We start from the raw sequence: 20,846 nt of genomic DNA, 5'->3' as shown, positions 1-20,846 counted from the left end.
GTCTGCAGAGACGAGGAAGAAACCCGTGAGCGACGTGCGTAATGTGATCATCATCGGCTCCGGCCCCGCGGGCTACACAGCCGCCCTTTACACCGCACGCGCCTCGTTGAAGCCGCTGGTGTTCGAAGGCGCCGTCACCGCCGGTGGTGCGCTGATGAACACCACCGACGTGGAGAACTTCCCCGGTTTCCAGGACGGGATCATGGGCCCGGAGCTCATGGACAACATGCGCGCCCAGGCCGAGCGCTTCGGCGCCGAGCTCATCCCGGACGACGTGATCTCCGTGGACCTCACCGGTGAGATCAAGACGGTGACCGACACCGCCGGCACCGTGCACCGTGCGAAGGCCGTCATCGTCACCACCGGCTCACAGCACCGCAAGCTCGGTCTGCCCAACGAGGACGCCCTCTCCGGACGTGGCGTCTCCTGGTGCGCGACCTGCGACGGCTTCTTCTTCAAGGACCAGGACATCGCCGTGGTCGGCGGTGGCGACACCGCGATGGAAGAGGCCACGTTCCTCTCCCGCTTCGCCAAGTCGGTCACCATCGTCCACCGCCGCGACACCCTGCGCGCCTCCAAGACCATGCAGGACCGCGCGTTCGCCGACCCGAAGATCAAGTTCGCCTGGGACAGCGAGGTCGCCGGTGTCCAGGGCGAGCAGAAGCTTTCGGGGCTGAGCCTGCGCAACACGAAGACCGGTGAGCTCTCCGAGCTCCCCGTGACCGGCCTCTTCATCGCCGTCGGCCACGACCCCCGCACCGAGCTCTTCAAGGGCCAGCTCGACCTCGACGACGAGGGTTACCTCAAGGTCGCCGCCCCGTCGACGCGCACCAACCTCACCGGTGTCTTCGGCGCCGGCGACGTAGTCGACCACACCTACCGGCAGGCCATCACCGCTGCTGGCACCGGCTGCTCCGCCGCTCTCGACGCCGAGCGCTACCTGGCCGCGCTCGCCGACGACGAGAAGGCCGCAGCAGCCACCGTCTGATCCACGCCTCATCCCACACCCCGCGAAATTAAGGAGGCCGCCGTGGCCGGCGCCCTGAAGAACGTGACCGACGACTCCTTCGACGAGGTCGTCCTGAAGAGCGACAAGCCCGTGCTGGTGGACTTCTGGGCTGCCTGGTGCGGCCCGTGCCGTCAGATCGCCCCCTCCCTGGAGGCCATCGCGGCGGAGCACGGCGAGATCGAGATCGTCAAGCTCAACATCGACGAGAACCCGGCCACCGCTGCCAAGTACGGCGTCATGTCCATCCCGACGCTGAACGTCTACCAGGGTGGCGAGGTCGCCAAGACCATCGTCGGCGCCAAGCCGAAGGCCGCGATCCTCCGCGACCTCGAGGGCTTCATCGCCGCCGAATAAGGCGGACAGCAGTCCCCTTGTTTCACGTGAAACGGGCCCATCCCCTCGGGGATGGGCCCGTTTCACGTTTCGGTCCGCGCACCACTCACAGCGGCCGGAGCGCGGGTTCCTTCTGTACGGCTCCCAGCAAGCGGTCCAGTGCCAGCTCGACGTCTTCCTTCCACGAAAGCGTCGTGCGCAGCTCCAGCCTGAGCCGCGGGTGAACCGGGTGGGGCCGCACGGTCTTGAAGCCCACCGCCAGCAGGTGATCGGCGGGCAGCAGGCAGGCAGGTTCCTTCCAGCGGGCGTCCCCGAAGACCTCGATCGCCTTGAATCCCCGGCGGATCAGGTCCTTGGCGACCGTCTGCACCATGACCCGCCCCAGCCCCTGGCCCTGGTAACCCGGGAGGATCAAGGCGGTCATCAACTGAACGGCGTCAGGGGAGACGGGACTCGTCGGAAACGCCGTGGCTCTCGGTACGTAGGCGGGCGGGGCGTAGAGGACGAAGCCGACCGGCACGTCGTCGACATAGACCACACGCCCGCAGGACCCCCACTCGAGCAACACGGAGGAGATCCAGGCTTCCTTCTCCAGCTCGGCCCTGCCGCCCTTGACCGCGGCGTCCCCCCTCACCGGGTCCAGCTCCCAGAACACGCACGAGCGGCAGCGCCGGGGGAGATCAGGCAGGTTGTCCAGCGTGAGCGGTACGAGCCGACGCCCCATGAAGGCTGTTCCTCACTTCCCTCACCCACCGCGTCGCGTGACGGCCGGTGCACCCCGTTCACCGAGGTGGATCCCTTGGATGCGCCCCACCACAACGCATCGTATCCATCGAGGGATCAAGCCGACACCGTGAAAGAGCAAAGGGCCACCGTCGTCGGCTCACCCCCTTCGTCCCTTCCGGCTCACCCCTCTTCGGCTCTTCTGCCCTCCGCTTGTCCCTGGCAAAAAAGAAAGGCGGGCCGCCCTCCGTCACGCACCGGAGCACAGCCCGCCCGCACCGCTCAGGACGTCAGCTCTCGTCGTCCTCCGCCGTCTCCTCCGAGGGAGAGCGGTCCAGAACACGGCCCTCGCCCGGCGCGAGGCTGCCGAGGATGCGGTCCAGATCCTCCATCGAGGCGAACTCGACGACGATCTTTCCCTTCTTCTGGCCGAGGTCGACCTTCACCCTGGTCTCGAAGCGGTCGGACAGCCGGGACGCCAGATCGGACAGCGCCGGCGACAGCCGGCCGCCGGCCCGGGGGCCCTTGGCCTTGGCCGTGCTCGTGGGCCTGGAGCTCATGAGCGTCACGATCTCCTCGACCGCGCGCACGGAAAGCCCCTCGGCCACGATGCGGTGCGCCAGCTTGTCCTGCTCCTCGGAGTCGTCCACCGAGAGCAGCGCCCGCGCATGTCCCGCCGAGAGCACCCCGGCCGCGACCCGGCGCTGAACGGGCGGTGACAGCCTCAGCAGACGCAAGGTGTTGGACACCTGGGGCCGCGAGCGGCCGATGCGGTCGGCCAGCTGGTCATGGGTGCACTTGAAGTCCTTGAGCAGCTGGTCGTACGCGGCAGCCTCCTCCAAGGGGTTCAGCTGAGCCCGGTGAAGGTTCTCCAGGAGGGCGTCCAGGAGCAGCTTCTCGTCGTCCGTGGCCCGGACGATCGCCGGGATCTGCTTCAGATCGGCCTCACGGCACGCCCGCCAGCGCCGCTCGCCCATGATGAGCTCGAAGCGCCCGGACTCCGCCTTCCGTACGACGACGGGCTGGAGGAGACCGACCTCCTTGATCGAGGTGACCAGCTCGGCGAGGGCGTCCACGTCGAACACCTCGCGGGGCTGACGAGGGTTCGGTGTGATCGAGTCGATGGGGAGCTCGGCGAAGTACGCCCCGGCCACCTCTCCCACCGGCCCACCGGCCCCGTCGGACACCGAGACAGGTGCGCTCGGCTCCGGCACCGCTGCCCCGCCCTGACCAAGAGTGGCCACCTTGGCGACGGCCACGCCCCGCTCGGACGTCAGCACCGGCATCGTCCCGGGCGAGGACGTGCCCACCCCGGCAGACGGCACCTGCTTCTCCTGCGGAGCGGCGGGGATCAGGGCACCGAGCCCTCGTCCCAAACCCCTACGACGCTCACTCACTGGATCCCCTCCGAAGTACTCTGCTGGCTGTTCCGACTGCCCGTCCGGGCATGCTGGGCCTCGTACTGGACCCCGACCCCGCGCAGCGCGATCTCACGGGCCGCTTCGAGGTACGACAGGGACCCGCTCGAACCCGGGTCATAGGTCAGCACGGTCTGCCCGTAGCTCGGCGCCTCGGAGATGCGCACCGACCGGGGAATGCTGGTCCGCAGCACCTCCTTGCCGAAGTGGCTGCGCACCTCCTCCGCGACCTGCGACGCGAGCCGGGTCCGGCCGTCGTACATGGTGAGCAGGATCGTCGACACGTGGAGATCGGGGTTGAGATGCCCCCGCACCAGGTCGACGTTGCGCAGCAGCTGGCCCAGCCCTTCCAGCGCGTAGTACTCGCACTGGATCGGGATCAGCACCTCCGCGCCGGCCACCAGGGCGTTGACCGTCAGCAGGCCGAGCGAGGGCGGGCAGTCGATCAGGATGTAGTCGAGCGGCTGCTCGTACGCCTGGATCGCCCGCTGCAGTCGGCTCTCCCGCGCCACCAGCGACACCAGCTCGATCTCCGCACCGGCGAGGTCGATGGTGGCCGGGGCGCAGAAGAGACCTTCGACGTCCGGGACGGGCTGAACCACGTCGGAGAGCGGCTTGCTCTCCACCAGGACGTCATAGATCGAGGGCACTTCGGCATGGTGGTCGATGCCCAGAGCTGTGGAGGCGTTCCCCTGCGGGTCGAGGTCGACCACCAGGACACGTGCACCATGCAGGGCAAGCGACGCGGCAAGGTTGACCGTCGAGGTGGTCTTACCCACCCCGCCCTTCTGGTTGGCCACCACCATGACCCGGGTCTGGTCAGGCCGCGGCAGCCCCTCGCCGGCACGGCCGAGGGCCTCCACCGCCAGCTGGGCCGCACGACCGATGGGTGTGTCATCCATCGGCGGCGGTGTTTCACGTGAAACACCGTCCCCCGCCGATTCGGTTCGGGGACCGGGGACCGGATCGGTCATCGGTCCCGCGATGTTGGCGTCGGACCGCAAGGATTCACTCTCCTCGGCTTCAGGCTCGCAATGAGCAGAGCCTGCCATGGTTTCGGGGTCGTGAACCAGCGAGGCCCGCTCTTCTGTGGATGAATCCACTTCTGTGGACAACTCCGTAGCCCTATCGGGCCTGCGATGGGGAGGGGTGGCGGCCTCACGACCGCGGCCGATGATTCCATGCAGCAGAGAGCGACGTTTCACGTGAAACACGATGCCCCTGCAGCGTAGCTACAGGGGCACGACACTCCGCGCGGGGTACGTACGGCTCCATGACTGACACATCACCGAAAGAGGCATCAAACGGCAGATATCCATCAGGCGCATCACGTCATCGTGCGCTCAGCGACGACGACGTGTCCGGCTGACCCGCGCGGCCTTGGCGCGCTTTGCGGCGAACCTCACACCGCCCGGGCTCTCCCCGACCACCACACGCACCACGGTGGACATCGGATCGACGACGCCCTCACCTACGTGGAGCACCTCGGTCTCGACCACGCCCAGCTTGCTGAGGGCTGCCCGCGCGCCGTTGATCTCCTCCTCGGCGGTATCGCCCTTGAGCGCCAGCATCTCCCCGTAGGGGCGGAGCAGGGGCACTCCCCAGCCCGCCAGGCGGTCCAGCGGAGCGACCGCCCGAGCCGTCACCACATGCACCGGCTGAAGCGTCCCCAGGACCTCCTCGGCCCGGCCACGGACGACCGTCACATGGTCCAGCCCCAGCAGCTCGACGACCTCCTGAAGGAAGTTCGTACGCCGCAGCAGCGGCTCGAGCAGGGTGATCTTCAGGTCAGGGCGCACCAGCGCCAGTGGAATCCCCGGAAGCCCGGCACCGGAGCCCACATCGCACACCGTGACGCCCTCGGGGACGACCTCGGAGAGCACCGCGCAGTTCAGCAGGTGCCTCTCCCAGAGCCGCGGGACCTCACGCGGACCGATCAGCCCTCGCTCGACCCCCGCGTCGGCCAGCAGTTCCGCGTACCGGACGGCCTCGGGAAAGCACTCACCGAACACCTCCCGGGCCTCGTCGGGCGCCTGGGGAAGCGCTACTTCCTCCGTCACGGGAACCGTCCTTCCGTACCGCACTACCGCACCATGGGTGGCTGACTATCAGGCTGACAAAGATCGGCCCCGTCTGCGAACAGACGGGGCCGACACGAGAGGCTCCGGTCAGGCCGGCAGGACGACGACGAAGCGCTGCGGCTCCTCGCCCTCCGATTCGCTGCGCAGACCGGCGGCCGCGACCGCGTCGTGCACAACCTTGCGCTCGAACGGCGTCATCGGGTCAAGCTTCACCGGCTCACCGGTGCTCTTGACCTCGTCCGCGGCCTTGGCACCCAGCTCGGCGAGCTCCGTGCGCTTCCTGGCGCGGAAACCGGCGATGTCCAGCATCAGACGGCTGCGGTCACCGGTCTCCCGGTGCACGGCCAGCCGCGTCAGCTCCTGGAGCGCCTCCAGCACCTCACCGTCGCGGCCCACGAGCTTCTGCAGTTCACGTGCCGATTCACTGATGATCGAGACCGCGGCCCGGTCCGCCTCGACGTCCATGTCGATGTCGCCGTCCAGGTCGGCGATGTCGAGCAGGCCCTCGAGGTAGTCCGCTGCGATCTCCCCTTCCTGCTCGAGGCGGGTCAAGGTGTCGCTGCCCTCAGCGGCCGTGGAGGTGGTGCCTTCCGTCACGGATGGACTCCTTCTTACTTCTTGGACGGGTGCTTGGGCCGCTGCGGACCCTTGCGCTGTCCGGACTTGGCTTGGCGTGAGGAGCCGGACGCGGGCTTGCCCGCCGGCTTGGGCTTGTCGTCCTGCGGTGCGCTCTTCTCCAGGGAGGTCTTGGACTCGGATTCACCGGAATCCGCTTCCTTGCCCCCGCCCGGGTGGCCCGCCGTGGTCTGGCGCTTCGCCTTGGTCTGGCGCTTGGGCTGCTGACGCCGCTGCGCTGCTCCGCCCTCGGCCTCGGCGACGGCGGTGTCACTCTTGACCACCGTGCCGTCCTCCTGGGGGGCGAGGCCGAGCTTGGCCAGACCGGTGACGAACTTCCGCTCGATGTCGTTGCGGTCCGGGCCCTTGGACACGATGCGCTTGACCGTGTTGCGCCGGGTCCGGCCCCGCACCTCACCGTGTGCGGTGACGCTCTTCAGCAGACGGCCGAGGTACTGCTCCTGCGCCTTGCTGCCCGGGGTCGGGTTCTGGTTGATCACGTACATCTGCTGACCCATGGTCCAGACGTTGGTGGTCAGCCAGTAGACGAGGACACCGACGGGGAAGTTGATGCCCATGCCGGCGAAGATCAGCGGGAAGATGTACATGAGCATCTTCTGCTGCTGCATGTACGGCGTCTTGACCGTGAGGTCGACGTTCTTCGTCATCAGCTGGCGCTGGGTGAAGAACTGCGAGGCCGACATCATCACGATCATGATCGCGGTGACGACCCGGACGTCGGTCAGCGAGGCGCCGAGCGCCTCGACCTTGTCCGCGCTGTCCATGAACTTGGCGGCCAGCGGAGCACCGAAGATGTGGGCCTGACGAGCGCTGTCCAGCAGCGACTGGTCGATGACGCCGATCTTCTTGTTCGACGCGATGGCCGAGAGCACGTGGTACAGAGCGAAGAAGAACGGCGACTGGGCGATGATGGGCAGGCACGAGGAGAGCGGGTTGGTACCCGTCTCCTTGTACAGCTTCATCATCTCTTCGGACTGACGCTGCTTGTCGCTCTTGTAGCGCTCCTGGATCGCCTTCATCTTCGGCTGGAGCACCTGCATGTTCCGCGTCGACTTGATCTGCTTGACGAACAGCGGGATCAGACAGATGCGGATCAGGACCACGAGGGACACGATGGACAGACCCCAGGCCCATCCCGTGTCAGGGCCGAAGATCGCCCCGTACAACTTGTGGAACTGGACGATGACCCAGGAAACGGGCCACGTGATGAAGCTGAACAGACTGGCAATCGTGTCCACTAATCAGGCTCCTTGAGCATTGGGCGAAGTCTCTGCGGCCGAGCTCGGAAGGTCGGTGGCCGACCCTCCGGGAGGCACATCAGCGGCGGAGTCCCCGCCCTTGCTGCCGCGTACGGCACTACGCAGCAGTTCGTGCCAACGCGGACGTTTACGTGGGGGAACGTGATCCACGCCGCCGGGTGACCACGGATTGCATCGCAGGATGCGCCAGGCGGTCAGCGCTGTTCCCTTGATCGCTCCGTGCCGGTCGATCGCCGTATATCCATAGTGGGAACACGACGGGTAGTAACGGCAGACAGGCCCGAGAAGTGGGCTGATCGTCCACTGGTACAGCTTGATGAGAGCCAGCAGCGGGTACTTCATCGCGCGCCCCCTCCCAGCAGCCGCTGAAAGGCGGCATCCAGGTCTCGGGCCAGCTGTTCATGGTCGGCGTCACCCGAACCGGGCAACGCGCGTACGACAACCAGGCTACCGGGGGGCAGCAGGGCGAGCCGTTCTCGGACCAGATGGCGAAGCCTTCGCTTCACCGCTGTGCGTACGACCGCACCACCCACTGCTTTGCTGACAACGAAACCCGCACGCGGCGGGGGAGCAGTCTCCCCCGTCGCGTGCGGGTCCGTTGCACCGCTGCGTAGATGGACGACGAGTAGCGGGCGGCCGGCCCTGCGTCCTCGACGTACCGCGGTCGCGAAGTCCTCGCGCCGCCTCAGCCGATTCTCGGTAGGCAGCACGTCATGACGACCTGTACGCGATCAGGCGGACAGGCTGGCGCGGCCCTTGCCACGGCGGGACGCGAGGATCGCGCGGCCGGCACGGGTCCGCATACGCAGGCGGAAACCGTGGGTCTTCGCGCGACGACGGTTGTTCGGCTGGAAGGTGCGCTTGCTCACTCGGGGGCTCCAGAAATGATTCGTGTGTTGGCGGGACATCGCCTGGCTGTCACCGTGCGCCCACGAGAGACTCGCGTAAACGCCCTAGTGCACCGCTTCACAATCACAGATCGTGATCTTTGCCCATCGGAGGCAGGCGGCAGCAGCCATCGACAACTCGACCTGGTCACGGTACGCGCGGCTACGCCATCCGGTCAAACCGACCCTGTCGCACCCCCCATTGTGCACAGCCTGTGGACAACGACTTGAACCGCACGGGTCGGCCCGCCTACCGTGGCTGAACCCCGGTTCTTTTTCTTCCCGCCTGCCGGTCCTCACCCATCCCGACCCATCCCGTCCCGAGAACCACACATTCGTGGGACCAGCGAGAGAGCGTGCCCTGTGGCTGATGTACCCGCCGATCTTGCCGCAGTGTGGCCACGCGTGCTGGAGCAGCTCCTCGGGGAGGGACAGCAGGGCATCGAACCGAAGGACAAGCAGTGGATCGAGCGCTGTCAGCCGCTCGCCCTGGTCGCCGACACCGCGCTGCTCGCCGTCCCCAACGAATGGGGCAAGCGCGTCCTGGAGGGCCGGCTGGCCCCGCTCATCAGCGAGACGCTGAGCCGCGAGTGCGGCCGGCCGATCCGGATCGCGATCACGGTCGACGACTCCGCGGGTGAACCGCCGAACCCGCCGGCGCCCCCGATGCACCAGTCCCAGCAGCAGCACCGCTACCAGGGACCTCAGCACGACGAACGCCAGCACAACGACGCGTACGACGGTTACGGTCACCGGCCCTCGGACGACGGCATGCCGACGGCCCGGCCCGCCTACCCCGACTACCAGCAGCAGCGCCCCGACCCCGGCGCCTGGCCGCGCACCCAGGAGGACCTCTCCTGGCAGCAGCCCCGGCTCGGCGGTTTTCAGGACCGCGACCCGTCCGCCGAGCAGTGGCGCGAGCCCTACGGCGGCCGCTCCCCGCAGCAGCCGCAGCACGACTACCGTCCGCAGCCGTCCGAGCGCCAGGGGTACGACTCCCAGCCGCCCGAACGCCAGGGGTACGACTCCCAGCGCCCCGAGCGCCGCGACATGCAGGAGCCGGCGCACCGGCAGGGCGGCGGCACCGGCCGGCCCGGCGGCGGCACCGGTCCCATGGGCGCACAGCCCGCGCCGGCGCCCGGCCCCGGCGAACCGCACGCCCGCCTGAACCCGAAGTACCTCTTCGACACCTTCGTGATCGGGGCGTCGAACCGGTTCGCGCACGCCGCGGCCGTCGCCGTCGCCGAAGCGCCCGCCAAGGCGTACAACCCCCTCTTCATCTACGGGGAGTCGGGGCTCGGCAAGACCCACCTGCTGCACGCCATCGGGCACTACGCCCGCAGCCTCTACCCGGGCACCCGGGTGCGGTACGTGAGCTCGGAGGAGTTCACCAACGAGTTCATCAACTCGATCCGCGACGGCAAGGGCGACACCTTCCGCAAGCGGTACCGCGATGTCGACATCCTGCTGGTCGACGACATCCAGTTCCTGGCGAGCAAGGAGTCGACGCAGGAGGAGTTCTTCCACACCTTCAACACGCTCCACAACGCCAACAAGCAGATCGTGCTGTCCTCGGACCGCCCGCCCAAGCAGCTGGTGACGCTGGAGGACCGGCTGCGGAATCGTTTCGAGTGGGGTCTGACCACCGATGTGCAGCCCCCCGAACTGGAGACGCGCATCGCGATCCTGCGCAAGAAGGCGGTCCAGGAGCAGCTGAACGCTCCGCCGGAGGTCCTCGAGTTCATCGCCTCCCGCATCTCCCGCAACATCCGTGAGCTGGAGGGCGCTCTCATCCGGGTGACGGCCTTCGCCAGCCTCAACCGCCAGCCGGTGGACCTCGGGCTGACCGAGATCGTGCTGAAGGACCTGATCCCGGGTGGCGAGGACGCGGCGCCGGAGATCACGGCGCCGGCCATCATGGCGGCGACCGCCGACTACTTCGGCCTGACGGTGGAGGACCTCTGCGGATCCTCGCGCAGTCGCGTGCTGGTGACGGCGCGCCAGATCGCGATGTACCTGTGCCGCGAGCTGACGGACCTGTCGCTGCCCAAGATCGGTGCGCAGTTCGGCGGCCGGGACCACACGACGGTGATGCACGCCGACCGCAAGATCCGTGCGCTGATGGCGGAGCGGCGCTCCATCTACAACCAGGTCACCGAACTCACCAACCGCATCAAGAACGGCTGACGGCCCTCCCACACCGTCGCCCGCAGACGACAGGGCATTCCTCAAGGGCGCTCCGCGGACTCCTCACGAGTCCCTGGAGCGCCCTTTCGCCGTTCTCCGCAGCGCCCTTCCCCCGCCTGTGGAGCGCCGCTCGCCGTTCTCCGGAGAGCCCTTCGAGCTCTCCGGGACGGGACCTGAGCCGGCTGTGCGTCGCTCGTACGCCGCCGCGCGAGCGCCCGGAGACACCGCATGAGCGGCTCGGTCGGCGGTCCGTGACCGCTCAGCAGGGCGTCGAGCGGGCCGCGTGGCCGGTCACGCTGTTCGAATACCGGCTGCGGACGGGCCGTTCTCCACAGATCTGGGGAGAATCTTCCCTCCACAGCCTGGGGATCCAAAAGTTGTCCATACTGCTTCCACAGGTCAGGCATCCGATACTCCATCAGGCCAGCTCAGGGGCCTGGGGATTTGTGGTCAACAATGATCCACAGCCTGTGGACAAGTTTTTCGTCCACAGGCCGCCCCCGACGTTGTCCACCGACGGCCCACAGGCCGTCGGCCGTTTTCCCCAGGGAGGGCACGCTTCTCCACACGGCTGTCCACTGTTCGGCAACGCAACACCCGCTTTCACCGCGCCGAGTGAAAGGCGTCACACCAAGAGGGTCGGTTGGGCTGTGGGGAACGTGGGTAAAGCTGGGGACAGCCCTGGGGAGAAACCCCCCTGCCCTGTGCATCGGTTGTGCAGAACTTTCGGGTGTCCACAGAAACACCGGGTTGTCCACCGGTGCCACCCACAGGGCCGGTGGACAAAAAACAGTGTCTGACCTGGGAAAACGACGTTATCCACCGTATCCACAGGCCCTACTACTACTGCCACCTATAGTTAGCCCGGAATCCGCTTCGAAGTGGGGCCTGTGCACAACTCGGCGCCGGAGCTCCCCGAACCTCTTGTCGCGACTTGACCCCGAGCAGCACCGAGTGTCGGTGCCGTGCGTCAGACTGGTCCCCGGCGTCCTCCCCCGGCATCGGTGGAGCGACCCGACCAGACGACGAAGGCCAGCAGGGCGAGCGAGCAACAGCAGGAGGCGGTTCCGGTGAAGATCCGGGTGGAGCGCGATGTACTCGCGGAGGCTGTGGCCTGGGTGGCCCGTAGCCTCCCGGCCCGTCCGCCGGCGCCCGTTCTCGCGGGCCTTCTGCTGAAGGCTGAGGACGGTGCCCTCAGCTTCTCGAGCTTCGACTACGAGGTCTCGGCCCGGGTCTCGGTGGACGCCGAGATCGAGGAGGACGGCACGGTGCTCGTCTCCGGCCGGCTGCTCGCCGACATCTGCCGCGCCCTGCCCAACCGGCCGGTGGAGATTTCCACAGACGGTGTACGGGCGACGGTGGCCTGCGGCTCCTCGCGGTTCACACTCCACACCCTTCCTGTGGAGGAGTACCCCGCACTGCCGCAGATGCCGACCGCGACCGGCACGGTGCCCGGCGAGGTCTTCGCCTCGGCTGCCGCTCAGGTCGCCATCGCCGCGGGCCGCGACGACACGCTGCCCGTGCTCACCGGTGTGCGCATCGAGATCGAGGGCGACACCGTCACCCTCGCCTCCACCGACCGCTACCGCTTCGCGGTCCGCGAGTTCCTCTGGAAGCCGGAGAACGCCGACGCCTCCGCCGTCGCGCTGGTGCCCGCCAAGACGCTGCTGGACACCGCCAAGGCCCTGACCAGCGGTGACACGGTCACGCTCGCCCTGTCGGGCTCCGGTGCGGGTGAAGGCCTCATCGGCTTCGAGGGCGCGGGCCGGCGGACGACCACCCGACTGCTCGAAGGCGACCTGCCGAAATACCGCACGCTCTTCCCCACCGAGTTCAACTCGGTCGCGGTCATCGAGACGGCCCCGTTCGTCGAGGCCGTCAAGCGCGTGGCCCTGGTGGCCGAGCGGAACACCCCGGTGCGGCTGAGCTTCGAGCAGGGCGTCCTGATCCTCGAAGCGGGTTCCAGCGACGACGCACAGGCTGTGGAGCGCGTCGACTCCGTACTGGAGGGCGACGACATCTCGATCGCCTTCAACCCGACCTTCCTGCTCGACGGCCTGAGCGCCATCGACTCGCCGGTCGCCCAGCTCTCCTTCACGACGTCCACCAAGCCCGCGCTGCTCAGCGGCCGGCCTGCCGTGGACGCCGAGGCGGACGACGCGTACAAGTACCTGATCATGCCGGTCCGCCTCTCCGGCTGATCCGGTCACCGGTCCTGCCGCCGCTCGAAAACGGCGCGGCAGGGCCCGACGGGCATGTTCAGCGCCGAGCATGCCCGGCGTCCTGTCCCCTGCCGGGCGTAGGCTCGGTCGTGGGTACCAATCGGCACAACGCTTAAGGAATCTCTGATGGAGCTCGGTCTCGTCGGCCTCGGCAAGATGGGCGGCAACATGCGCGAGCGCATCCGCCGCGCTGGCCACACCGTCATCGGTTACGACCGCAACCCGGACGTCGCCGATGTCCACAGCCTCGAAGAGCTTGTGGGCAAGCTCAAGGGCCCGCGCGTCGTGTGGGTCATGGTCCCGGCCGGTGCCGCGACCCAGTCCACGGTCGACGAGCTGGCCGAGCTGCTCTCCCCCGGCGACATCGTCGTGGACGGCGGGAACTCCCGCTGGACCGACGACGAGAAGCACGCCGCCGAGCTGGGCAGCAAGGGCATCGGCTTCGTCGACTGCGGCGTCTCCGGCGGCGTCTGGGGCCTGGAGAACGGCTACGCGCTGATGTACGGCGGCGACGCCGAGCACGTCGCGAAGGTCCAGCCGGTCTTCGACGCGCTCAAGCCCGAGGGCGACTTCGGTTCCGTCCACGCGGGCAAGGTCGGCGCCGGCCACTTCGCGAAGATGGTCCACAACGGCATCGAGTACGCCATGATGCAGGCGTACGCCGAGGGCTGGGAGCTCCTGGAGAAGGTCGACTCCGTCACCGACGTGCGCGAGGTCTTCCGCTCCTGGCAGGAGGGCACGGTCATCCGTTCCTGGCTGCTCGACCTGGCGGTCAACGCGCTGGACGACGACGAGCACCTGGACCAGCTCCGTGGCTTCGCCGCCGACTCGGGCGAGGGCCGCTGGACGGTGGAGGCGGCGATCGACAACGCCGTGCCGCTCCCCGCGATCACCGCGTCGCTCTTCGCGCGCTTCGCCTCGCGTCAGGACGACTCCCCGCAGATGAAGATGATCGCCGCGCTGCGCAACCAGTTCGGTGGCCACGCGGTCGAGAACAAGAAGTAACCGCAGCGTGGTGCGGGGCGGGCCCGGTGGTCCGTCCCGCACCACGAAGCACGGAGCAGGAAGCCGGGAAGGTCGGCGTACACCATGCATGTCACGCATCTGTCGCTGGCCGACTTCCGCTCGTACGCCCGGGTAGAGGTTCCCCTCGACCCGGGCGTCACCGCGTTCGTGGGGGCCAACGGGCAGGGGAAGACCAACCTCGTCGAGGCCGTCGGCTACCTCGCGACGCTCGGCAGCCACCGGGTCTCCTCCGACGCACCCCTGGTCCGCATGGGCGCCGAGCGGGCCGTCATCAGGGCAGCCGTCACCCAGGGCGAGCGGTCCCAGCTGGTCGAGCTTGAGCTGAATCCGGGCAAGGCCAATCGCGCCAGGATCAATAGGTCGTCGCAGGTCAGGCCCCGTGATGTGCTGGGGATAGTGCGCACGGTGCTGTTCGCGCCGGAGGACCTCGCGCTGGTCAAGGGTGACCCCGGCGAACGCCGGCGGTTCCTCGACGAGCTGGTCACGGCGCGTGCGCCGCGGATGGCCGGGGTGCGCTCGGACTACGAGCGGGTGCTGAAACAGCGCAACACGCTGCTGAAGTCCGCGGCGATGGCGCGCCGGCACGGCGGACGCTCCATGGACCTCTCGACGCTCGACGTGTGGGACCAGCACCTGGGCCGGGTGGGCGCCGAGCTGCTGGCGCAGCGGCTCGACCTGATCGCGACGCTTCAGCCCCTGGCGGACAAGGCGTACGCGGACGTGGCGCCGGGCGGCGGTCCGGTGACGCTGGAGTACCGGAGCTCGGTGGGCGCGGATGTGGAGCCCGCGCGCACTCGTGAGGAGCTGTACGCGCAGCTGATCGCCGCCCTGGCCGAAGTGCGCAAGCAGGAGATCGAGCGGGGCGTGACGCTGGTCGGCCCGCACCGTGACGACCTGGTCCTGGGGCTGCGCGGGATGCCGGCCAAGGGGTACGCGAGCCACGGGGAGTCGTGGTCGTACGCGCTGGCCCTGCGGCTGGCCTCGTACGATCTGCTGCGCAGCGAGGGCAACGAACCGGTGCTGGTGCTGGACGACGTCTTCGCCGAGCTGGACGCGCGCCGCCGGGAGCGGCTCGCCGAGCTGGTCGCCCCGGGGGAGCAGGTGCTGGTGACGGCCGCGGTGGACGACGACGTCCCGGGCGTGCTGGCGGGGACGCGGTACGCGGTGTCGGCGGGCGAGGTGGAGCGGCTGTGAACGGCGACCGGGAGGGCGCGGGCCCCGTGGGACCGGCCGGGGACGGGGAGCCGGCGAAGCGGGCGGAGCCTTCGGGCGTCGATCTGGCGCGGGTGGCCCTGCACGCGGCGAAGGAGCAGGCGAAGGCGCGCGGTGCGGCCGCGCAGCAGAAGAAGCAGGCCCGGCGGGGCGGCGGGCTGCGTTCCGGCGCGCGGGCGGACGGCCGGGACCCGCTGCCGCTCGGCGCCGCGATCAATCGTCTGATCACCGAGCGCGGCTGGGAGACCCCGGCCGCGGTGGGCGGTGTGATGGGCCGCTGGCCGCAGATCGTGGGGGACGATCTGGCCAATCACTGTGTGCCGCTGCGCTATGACGAGGCCCCCGACGAGCGGGTGCTGACGGTGCAGTGCGACTCCACGGCGTGGGCGACGCAGCTGCGGCTGCTCGCCCCGCAGCTCGTGGCCCGGCTCAACGCGGATCTGGGGCACGGCACCGTGAGATTGATCAAGGTGCTGGGGCCGGGAGGCCCGCAGCGCCGATACGGTCCCCTGCGCGCGCCGGGAAGCACCGGCCCGGGCGACACCTACGGCTGACCAGGCCTGACCTGGCCTTTTCCCCCTGCTTGCGCGCAGTCCCGGGGCTCCGCACGGATGCCTCGGAGACGGGTATGCCCTGCTCGTCGCTGTTGCCCCTGGTTCCCGTGTTATTCAGGTGTGCGGTAGTTGAAACCGGGCGACCGTGAGCGGGCGTCCCTCACCGTAGCGGGAGGCTGACAGGCCGAAGCGCTCAATGCCCGCGTGAGCCTCTTGAGGCCCCTTCCCGGATATGGGGAGTCGTCAGGCGCTCATTCAGGGCGGCACATGCGTACTCAGGTACCGGCAAACCCCCATTCGGGTCGGCGCTACCGGTAGACTGGTGGACAATCCCGCGTCCTTGCGGGATTCGTCGATACAAGCCGAACGACGCAGCCGCTCCCGCCTGTCCGGAGAACGGCCTGTGCTGTGCCAGAAAGGGCGCTTCGTGGCCGATTCCGGCAACCCCAACGAGAACATTCCGTCCACCCCCGGTGAGAGCAGCGCTGCTCCCGCCTCCGGCGAGGTGAAGGCATCGGGTGAGGTGAAGGCCTCGTACGACGCCAGCGCGATCACCGTGCTCGAGGGCCTGGACGCCGTCCGCAAGCGACCTGGCATGTACATCGGCTCGACCGGTGAGCGCGGTCTCCACCACCTCGTGCAAGAGGTTGTCGACAACTCGGTCGACGAGGCCATGGCCGGGCACGCGGACACCATCGACGTCACGATCCTCGCCGACGGCGGGGTGCGTGTGATCGACAACGGCCGTGGCATCCCCGTCGGCATCGTGCCGTCCGAGGGCAAGCCCGCCGTCGAGGTCGTCCTCACGGTCCTGCACGCCGGCGGCAAGTTCGGCGGGGGCGGCTACGCGGTCTCCGGCGGTCTGCACGGTGTCGGCGTCTCCGTCGTCAACGCCCTGTCCACGCGGGTGGCCGTCGAGGTCAGGACGGACGGCTACCGCTGGACCCAGGACTACAAGTTCGGCGTCCCGACCGCCCCGCTGGCCCGTAACGAGGCCACGGACGAGACGGGCACGTCCGTCACCTTCTGGGCCGACGGCGACATCTTCGAGACGACCGAGTACTCCTTCGAGACGCTCTCGCGCCGCTTCCAGGAGATGGCCTTCCTCAACAAGGGCCTCACCCTCAAGCTCACCGACGAGCGCGAGTCGGCCAAGGCGACGGCCGGCGCGGACAGCGCCGAGGTGGTCGACGTTCCCGAGGAGGAGCCGGCCCGCACGGTCACGTACCACTACGAGAACGGCATCGTCGACTTCGTCAAGTACCTCAACTCCCGCAAGGGCGACGTCATCCACCAGTCGGTGATCGACATCGAGGCCGAGGACAAGGACCGTCTCCTGTCGGCCGAGATCGCCATGCAGTGGAACACGCAGTACAGCGAGGGGGTCTACTCCTTCGCCAACGCGATCCACACGCACGAGGGCGGCACGCACGAGGAGGGCTTCCGTGCGGCGCTGACCTCGCTGGTCAACCGGTACGCGCGCGACAAGAAGCTGCTGCGCGAGAAGGACGACAACCTCACCGGTGAGGACGTCCGCGAGGGCCTGACGGCGATCATCTCGGTGAAGCTCGGCGAGCCGCAGTTCGAGGGCCAGACCAAGACCAAGCTGGGCAACACGGAGGCCAAGACCTTCGTGCAGAAGGTCGTCCACGAGCAGCTGACGGACTGGTTCGACCGGAACCCGAACGAGGCCGCCGACATCATCCGCAAGGGCATCGCCGCCTCGACCGCCCGTGTGGCGGCCCGCAAGGCGCGTGACCTGACCCGCCGCAAGGGGCTCCTGGAGAGCGCCTCGCTGCCGGGCAAGCTGAGCGACTGCCAGTCCAACGACCCGACGAAGTGCGAGATCTTCATCGTCGAGGGTGACTCCGCCGGCGGTTCGGCGAAGTCCGGCCGTAACCCGATGTACCAGGCCATCCTGCCGATTCGCGGCAAGATCCTGAACGTCGAGAAGGCCCGGATCGACAAGATCCTGCAGAACACCGAGGTCCAGGCGCTGATCTCGGCCTTCGGCACCGGGGTCCACGAGGACTTCGACATCGAGAAGCTCCGCTATCACAAGATCATTCTGATGGCGGACGCCGACGTGGACGGCCAGCACATCAACACCCTGCTGCTCACCTTCCTCTTCCGCTTCATGCGACCGCTGGTCGAAGCCGGGCACGTCTACCTCTCGCGCCCGCCGCTCTACAAGATCAAGTGGGGCCGGGACGACTTCGAGTACGCGTACTCGGACCGCGAGCGCGACGCCCTCGTGGCCCTCGGCAAGCAGAACGGCAAGCGGATCAAGGAAGACTCGATCCAGCGCTTCAAGGGCCTCGGTGAGATGAACGCCGAGGAACTGCGCGTCACGACGATGGACGTCGACCACCGGGTCCTCGGCCAGGTCACGCTCGACGACGCGGCGCAGGCCGACGACCTGTTCTCGGTGCTGATGGGCGAGGACGTCGAGGCGCGGCGCTCGTTCATCCAGCGCAACGCCAAGGACGTCCGCTTCCTCGACATCTGAGTCGGCCGTACAAGCAAGCCGCAGCGCGAAAGGATTTTGACCAGCAATGGCCGACGAGAACACCCCCGTCCCCGTGACGCCCGAAGAGGTCCCGCCCGTCGAGGGCGTGGGCATGCGTGTCGAGCCCGTCGGGCTCGAGACGGAGATGCAGCGCTCCTACCTCGACTACGCGATGTCCGTCATCGTGTCGCGCGCCCTGCCCGACGTGCGGGACGGCCTCAAGCCCGTCCACCGCCGGGTGCTGTACGCGATGTACGACGGCGGCTACCGGCCCGAGAAGGGCTTCTACAAGTGCGCCCGCGTCGTCGGTGACGTCATGGGTACGTACCACCCGCACGGCGACTCCTCCATCTACGACGCCCTGGTGCGCCTCGCGCAGCACTGGTCGATGCGCATGCCGCTGGTGGACTCCAACGGCAACTTCGGTTCCCCGGGCAACGACCCGGCCGCCGCCATGCGGTACACCGAGTGCAAGATGATGCCGCTGTCCATGGAGATGGTCCGGGACATCGACGAGGAGACCGTCGACTTCCAGGACAACTACGACGGCCGCAACCAGGAGCCGACGGTCCTGCCGGCGCGCTTCCCGAACCTGCTGGTCAACGGCTCCGCGGGCATCGCGGTCGGCATGGCGACCAACATCCCGCCGCACAACCTGCGCGAGGTCGCGTCCGGTGCGCAGTGGTACCTGGAGCACCCGGAGGCCACGCAGGAGGAGCTCTTGGACGCCCTGATCGAGCGGATCAAGGGCCCGGACTTCCCGACGGGCGCGCTCGTCGTGGGCCGCAAGGGCATCGAGGAGGCGTACCGCACGGGCCGTGGCTCGATCACGATGCGCGCGGTCGTGGCGGTCGAGGAGATCCAGAACCGCCAGTGCCTGGTCGTGACGGAGCTTCCGTACCAGACCAACCCCGACAACCTCGCGCAGAAGATCGCCGACCTGGTCAAGGACGGCAAGGTCGGCGGCATCGCGGACGTCCGGGACGAGACCTCGTCGCGCACCGGCCAGCGCCTGGTCGTCGTGCTGAAGCGCGACGCGGTCGCCAAGGTCGTACTGAACAACCTGTACAAGCACACCGATCTCCAGACCAACTTCGGCGCCAACATGCTGGCGCTGGTGGACGGCGTGCCGCGCACCCTGTCGATCGACGCGTTCATCCGTCACTGGGTGACGCACCAGATCGAGGTCATCGTCCGGCGTACGCGGTTCCGGCTGCGCAAGGCGGAGGAGCGCGCGCACATCCTGCGTGGCCTGCTCAAGGCCCTGAACGCCATCGACGAGGTCATCGCCCTCATCCGGCGCAGCCAGACCGTCGAGGTCGCGCGCGAGGGCCTGATGGGCCTGCTGGAGATCGACGAGATCCAGGCGAACGCGATCCTGGAGATGCAGCTGCGCCGCCTGGCCGCGCTGGAGCACCAGAAGATCACCGCCGAGCACGACGAGCTCCAGGCGAAGATCAACGAGTACAACGCGATCCTCGCCTCGCCGGAGCGGCAGCGACAGATCGTCAGCGAGGAACTGGCGGCGATCGTCGACAAGTTCGGCGACGACCGGCGCTCCAAGCTCGTGCCCTTCGACGGCGACATGTCCATCGAGGACCTCATCGCCGAAGAGGACATCGTCGTCACGATCTCCCGCGGCGGCTATGTGAAGCGCACGAAGACGGACGACTACCGCTCGCAGAAGCGCGGCGGCAAGGGCGTGCGCGGCACGAAGCTCAAGTCGGACGACATCGTCGACCACTTCTTCGTGTCAACGACGCACCACTGGCTGCTGTTCTTCACCAACAAGGGCCGGGTCTACCGGGCCAAGGCCTACGAGCTTCCGGACGCCGGCCGCGACGCGCGTGGTCAGCACGTGGCGAACCTGCTGGCCTTCCAGCCGGACGAGCAGATCGCGCAGATCCTCGCCATCCGCGACTACGACGCCGCGCCGTACCTGATCCTGGCCACGAAGGGCGGTCTGGTGAAGAAGACCGCGCTGAAGGACTACGACTCGCCGCGCTCCGGCGGCGTCATCGCCATCAACCTGCGCGAGACGGCCGACGGTTCCGACGACGAGCTGATCGGTGCGGAGCTGGTGTCGTCCGAGGACGATCTGCTGCTCATCAGCAGGAAGGCCCAGTCGATCAGGTTCACTGCGACGGACGACGCGCTGCGCCCGATGGGCCGCGCCACTTCGGGTGTCAAGGGCATGAGTTTCCGCGAGGGAGACGAACTGCTCTCGATGAATGTCGTCAGGCCCGGTACTTTCGTGTTCACTGCCACTGACGGCGGGTACGCGAAGCGGACCCCCGTCGACGAGTACCGCGTCCAGGGTCGCGGTGGCCTGGGCATCAAGGCCGCCAAGATCGTGGAGGACCGGGGCTCGCTGGTCGGTGCGCTGGTGGTCGAGGAGACGGACGAGATTCTCGCCATCACGCTCGGCGGTGGTGTGATTCGTACGCGAGTCAATGAAGTCAGGGAGACGGGCCGTGACACCATGGGCGTCCAACTGATCAATCTGGGCAAGCGCGACGCCGTTGTCGGTATCGCTCGCAACGCCGAGGCAGGTCGCGAGGCCGAAGAGGTCGACGGTCCCGTCGACGCTGACGCCGAAGGCGAGACGACCGGGGCAGTGACAGCTGAGGCCACCACGGCCGACGCGGCTGCCGAGAGCACGGTCGACGGCACAGTCGAGGGCAACACGTCCTCGACCGGGGAGCACGAGGAGTAAAGCGTGAGTGGAGCCACGGGCGCCGGTTCGGCCGCTTCCGGAGCCGGCGGGGACGGTGCCCGTGGCCCTGCCAC

The 20,846-nt window shown here is 68.2% G+C and carries 18 protein-coding genes; 9 read left to right on the top strand and 9 right to left on the bottom strand.

The genetic code is table 11. The features are described from left to right. Window positions 1-25 precede the first annotated feature (25 nt). Both trxB and trxA read left to right on the top strand, forming a co-directional pair. The gene (gene trxB, locus ABZ454_RS01690) at window positions 26-988 is read left to right on the top strand and encodes a thioredoxin-disulfide reductase (RefSeq protein ID WP_356321050.1); all 963 of its coding nucleotides are present in this window, start codon (window positions 26-28) and stop codon (window positions 986-988) included. Between the two features lie 42 nt (window positions 989-1,030). Continuing rightward, a complete protein-coding gene (trxA, locus tag ABZ454_RS01685) occupies window positions 1,031-1,363 on the top strand; it encodes a thioredoxin (protein ID WP_356321052.1) in 333 nt (110 codons plus the stop codon). Between the two features lie 85 nt (window positions 1,364-1,448). Here the strand turns inward: trxA and ABZ454_RS01680 are convergent, their stop codons facing one another. The 9 genes from ABZ454_RS01680 to rpmH form a co-directional block, all read right to left on the bottom strand. Further along, on the bottom strand, window positions 1,449-2,066 hold the full coding sequence (locus ABZ454_RS01680) for a GNAT family N-acetyltransferase (RefSeq protein WP_359535600.1): 618 nt from the start codon (window positions 2,064-2,066) through the stop codon (window positions 1,449-1,451). 289 nt (window positions 2,067-2,355) lie between these two features. Then, window positions 2,356-3,462 (bottom strand): ParB/RepB/Spo0J family partition protein, encoded by a 1,107-nt coding sequence (locus tag ABZ454_RS01675; protein WP_356321056.1) that lies wholly within the window; start codon window positions 3,460-3,462, stop codon window positions 2,356-2,358. Further along, complete coding sequence (locus ABZ454_RS01670; protein ID WP_356321248.1) at window positions 3,459-4,535, bottom strand: ParA family protein; 1,077 nt, start codon at window positions 4,533-4,535, stop codon at window positions 3,459-3,461. The genes ABZ454_RS01675 and ABZ454_RS01670 overlap by 4 nt, the downstream gene beginning before the upstream one ends. Before the next feature lie 291 nt (window positions 4,536-4,826). Continuing rightward, a complete protein-coding gene (gene rsmG / locus ABZ454_RS01665) occupies window positions 4,827-5,543 on the bottom strand; it encodes a 16S rRNA (guanine(527)-N(7))-methyltransferase RsmG (protein WP_356321058.1) in 717 nt (238 codons plus the stop codon). A gap of 108 nt (window positions 5,544-5,651) precedes the next feature. Next, the gene (locus ABZ454_RS01660) at window positions 5,652-6,161 is read right to left on the bottom strand and encodes a R3H domain-containing nucleic acid-binding protein (protein WP_356321061.1); all 510 of its coding nucleotides are present in this window, start codon (window positions 6,159-6,161) and stop codon (window positions 5,652-5,654) included. Window positions 6,162-6,175: 14 nt separating this feature from the next. Continuing rightward, window positions 6,176-7,438, bottom strand: coding sequence for a membrane protein insertase YidC (gene yidC, locus ABZ454_RS01655; protein ID WP_359535597.1), 1,263 nt, complete (start codon window positions 7,436-7,438; stop codon window positions 6,176-6,178). Between the two features lie 3 nt (window positions 7,439-7,441). Next, complete coding sequence (yidD, locus tag ABZ454_RS01650; RefSeq protein WP_356321064.1) at window positions 7,442-7,801, bottom strand: membrane protein insertion efficiency factor YidD; 360 nt, start codon at window positions 7,799-7,801, stop codon at window positions 7,442-7,444. Further along, the gene (gene rnpA, locus ABZ454_RS01645; RefSeq protein WP_356321066.1) at window positions 7,798-8,169 is read right to left on the bottom strand and encodes a ribonuclease P protein component; all 372 of its coding nucleotides are present in this window, start codon (window positions 8,167-8,169) and stop codon (window positions 7,798-7,800) included. Before rnpA ends, yidD begins: the two co-directional genes overlap by 4 nt. Window positions 8,170-8,190: 21 nt before the next feature. After that, the gene (rpmH, locus tag ABZ454_RS01640) at window positions 8,191-8,328 is read right to left on the bottom strand and encodes a 50S ribosomal protein L34 (protein WP_010985740.1); all 138 of its coding nucleotides are present in this window, start codon (window positions 8,326-8,328) and stop codon (window positions 8,191-8,193) included. A gap of 381 nt (window positions 8,329-8,709) precedes the next feature. Here rpmH and dnaA point away from each other — a divergent pair, with 381 nt between their 5' ends. The 7 genes from dnaA to gyrA all read left to right on the top strand — a co-directional run bounded on the left by dnaA (window position 8,710) and on the right by gyrA (window position 20,772). Then, window positions 8,710-10,533, top strand: a complete 1,824-nt coding sequence (gene dnaA / locus ABZ454_RS01635) for a chromosomal replication initiator protein DnaA (protein WP_356321067.1) — start codon at window positions 8,710-8,712, stop codon at window positions 10,531-10,533. A 1,070-nt stretch (window positions 10,534-11,603) separates the two neighbouring features. Continuing rightward, a complete protein-coding gene (gene dnaN / locus ABZ454_RS01630) occupies window positions 11,604-12,734 on the top strand; it encodes a DNA polymerase III subunit beta (protein WP_148022051.1) in 1,131 nt (376 codons plus the stop codon). A 147-nt stretch (window positions 12,735-12,881) separates the two neighbouring features. Then, entirely contained in the window at window positions 12,882-13,760 is an 879-nt protein-coding gene (gnd, locus tag ABZ454_RS01625; protein ID WP_356321069.1) for a phosphogluconate dehydrogenase (NAD(+)-dependent, decarboxylating), read from the top strand. Between the two features lie 84 nt (window positions 13,761-13,844). Next, window positions 13,845-14,975, top strand: coding sequence for a DNA replication/repair protein RecF (gene recF / locus ABZ454_RS01620; protein WP_359535593.1), 1,131 nt, complete (start codon window positions 13,845-13,847; stop codon window positions 14,973-14,975). A 26-nt stretch (window positions 14,976-15,001) separates the two neighbouring features. Beyond that, complete coding sequence (locus ABZ454_RS01615; RefSeq protein ID WP_356321251.1) at window positions 15,002-15,547, top strand: DciA family protein; 546 nt, start codon at window positions 15,002-15,004, stop codon at window positions 15,545-15,547. Window positions 15,548-15,950: 403 nt separating this feature from the next. Then, window positions 15,951-18,056 carry a DNA topoisomerase (ATP-hydrolyzing) subunit B gene (gene gyrB / locus ABZ454_RS01610; RefSeq protein WP_356321073.1) on the top strand — a complete coding sequence of 702 codons (2,106 nt, stop codon included), beginning with the start codon at window positions 15,951-15,953 and terminating at the stop codon, window positions 18,054-18,056. A 46-nt stretch (window positions 18,057-18,102) separates the two neighbouring features. Beyond that, window positions 18,103-20,772 (top strand): DNA gyrase subunit A, encoded by a 2,670-nt coding sequence (gene gyrA, locus ABZ454_RS01605; protein ID WP_359535591.1) that lies wholly within the window; start codon window positions 18,103-18,105, stop codon window positions 20,770-20,772. The last annotated feature ends 74 nt before the right edge of the window (window positions 20,773-20,846 follow it).

Source organism: Streptomyces sp. NPDC005803, assembly GCF_040630435.1.
Classification (GTDB): Bacteria; Actinomycetota; Actinomycetes; order Streptomycetales; family Streptomycetaceae; genus Streptomyces.
The sequence above is the reverse complement of the archived record's forward strand: the minus strand, read 5'-3'. Positions and strand labels throughout refer to the sequence as shown.

What these genes read in the sequence shown, in the direction of transcription:
- gyrA (WP_359535591.1), top strand. Translation starts at nt 18,103, where the DNA reads ATGGCCGACGAGAACACCCCCGTCCCCGTGACGCCCGAAGAGGTCCCG.
- ABZ454_RS01680 (WP_359535600.1), bottom strand. Translation starts at nt 2,066, where the DNA reads ATGGGGCGTCGGCTCGTACCGCTCACGCTGGACAACCTGCCTGATCTC.
- recF (WP_359535593.1), top strand. Translation starts at nt 13,845, where the DNA reads ATGCATGTCACGCATCTGTCGCTGGCCGACTTCCGCTCGTACGCCCGG.
- gnd (WP_356321069.1), top strand. Translation starts at nt 12,882, where the DNA reads ATGGAGCTCGGTCTCGTCGGCCTCGGCAAGATGGGCGGCAACATGCGC.
- ABZ454_RS01670 (WP_356321248.1), bottom strand. Translation starts at nt 4,535, where the DNA reads ATGGCAGGCTCTGCTCATTGCGAGCCTGAAGCCGAGGAGAGTGAATCC.
- yidD (WP_356321064.1), bottom strand. Translation starts at nt 7,801, where the DNA reads ATGAAGTACCCGCTGCTGGCTCTCATCAAGCTGTACCAGTGGACGATC.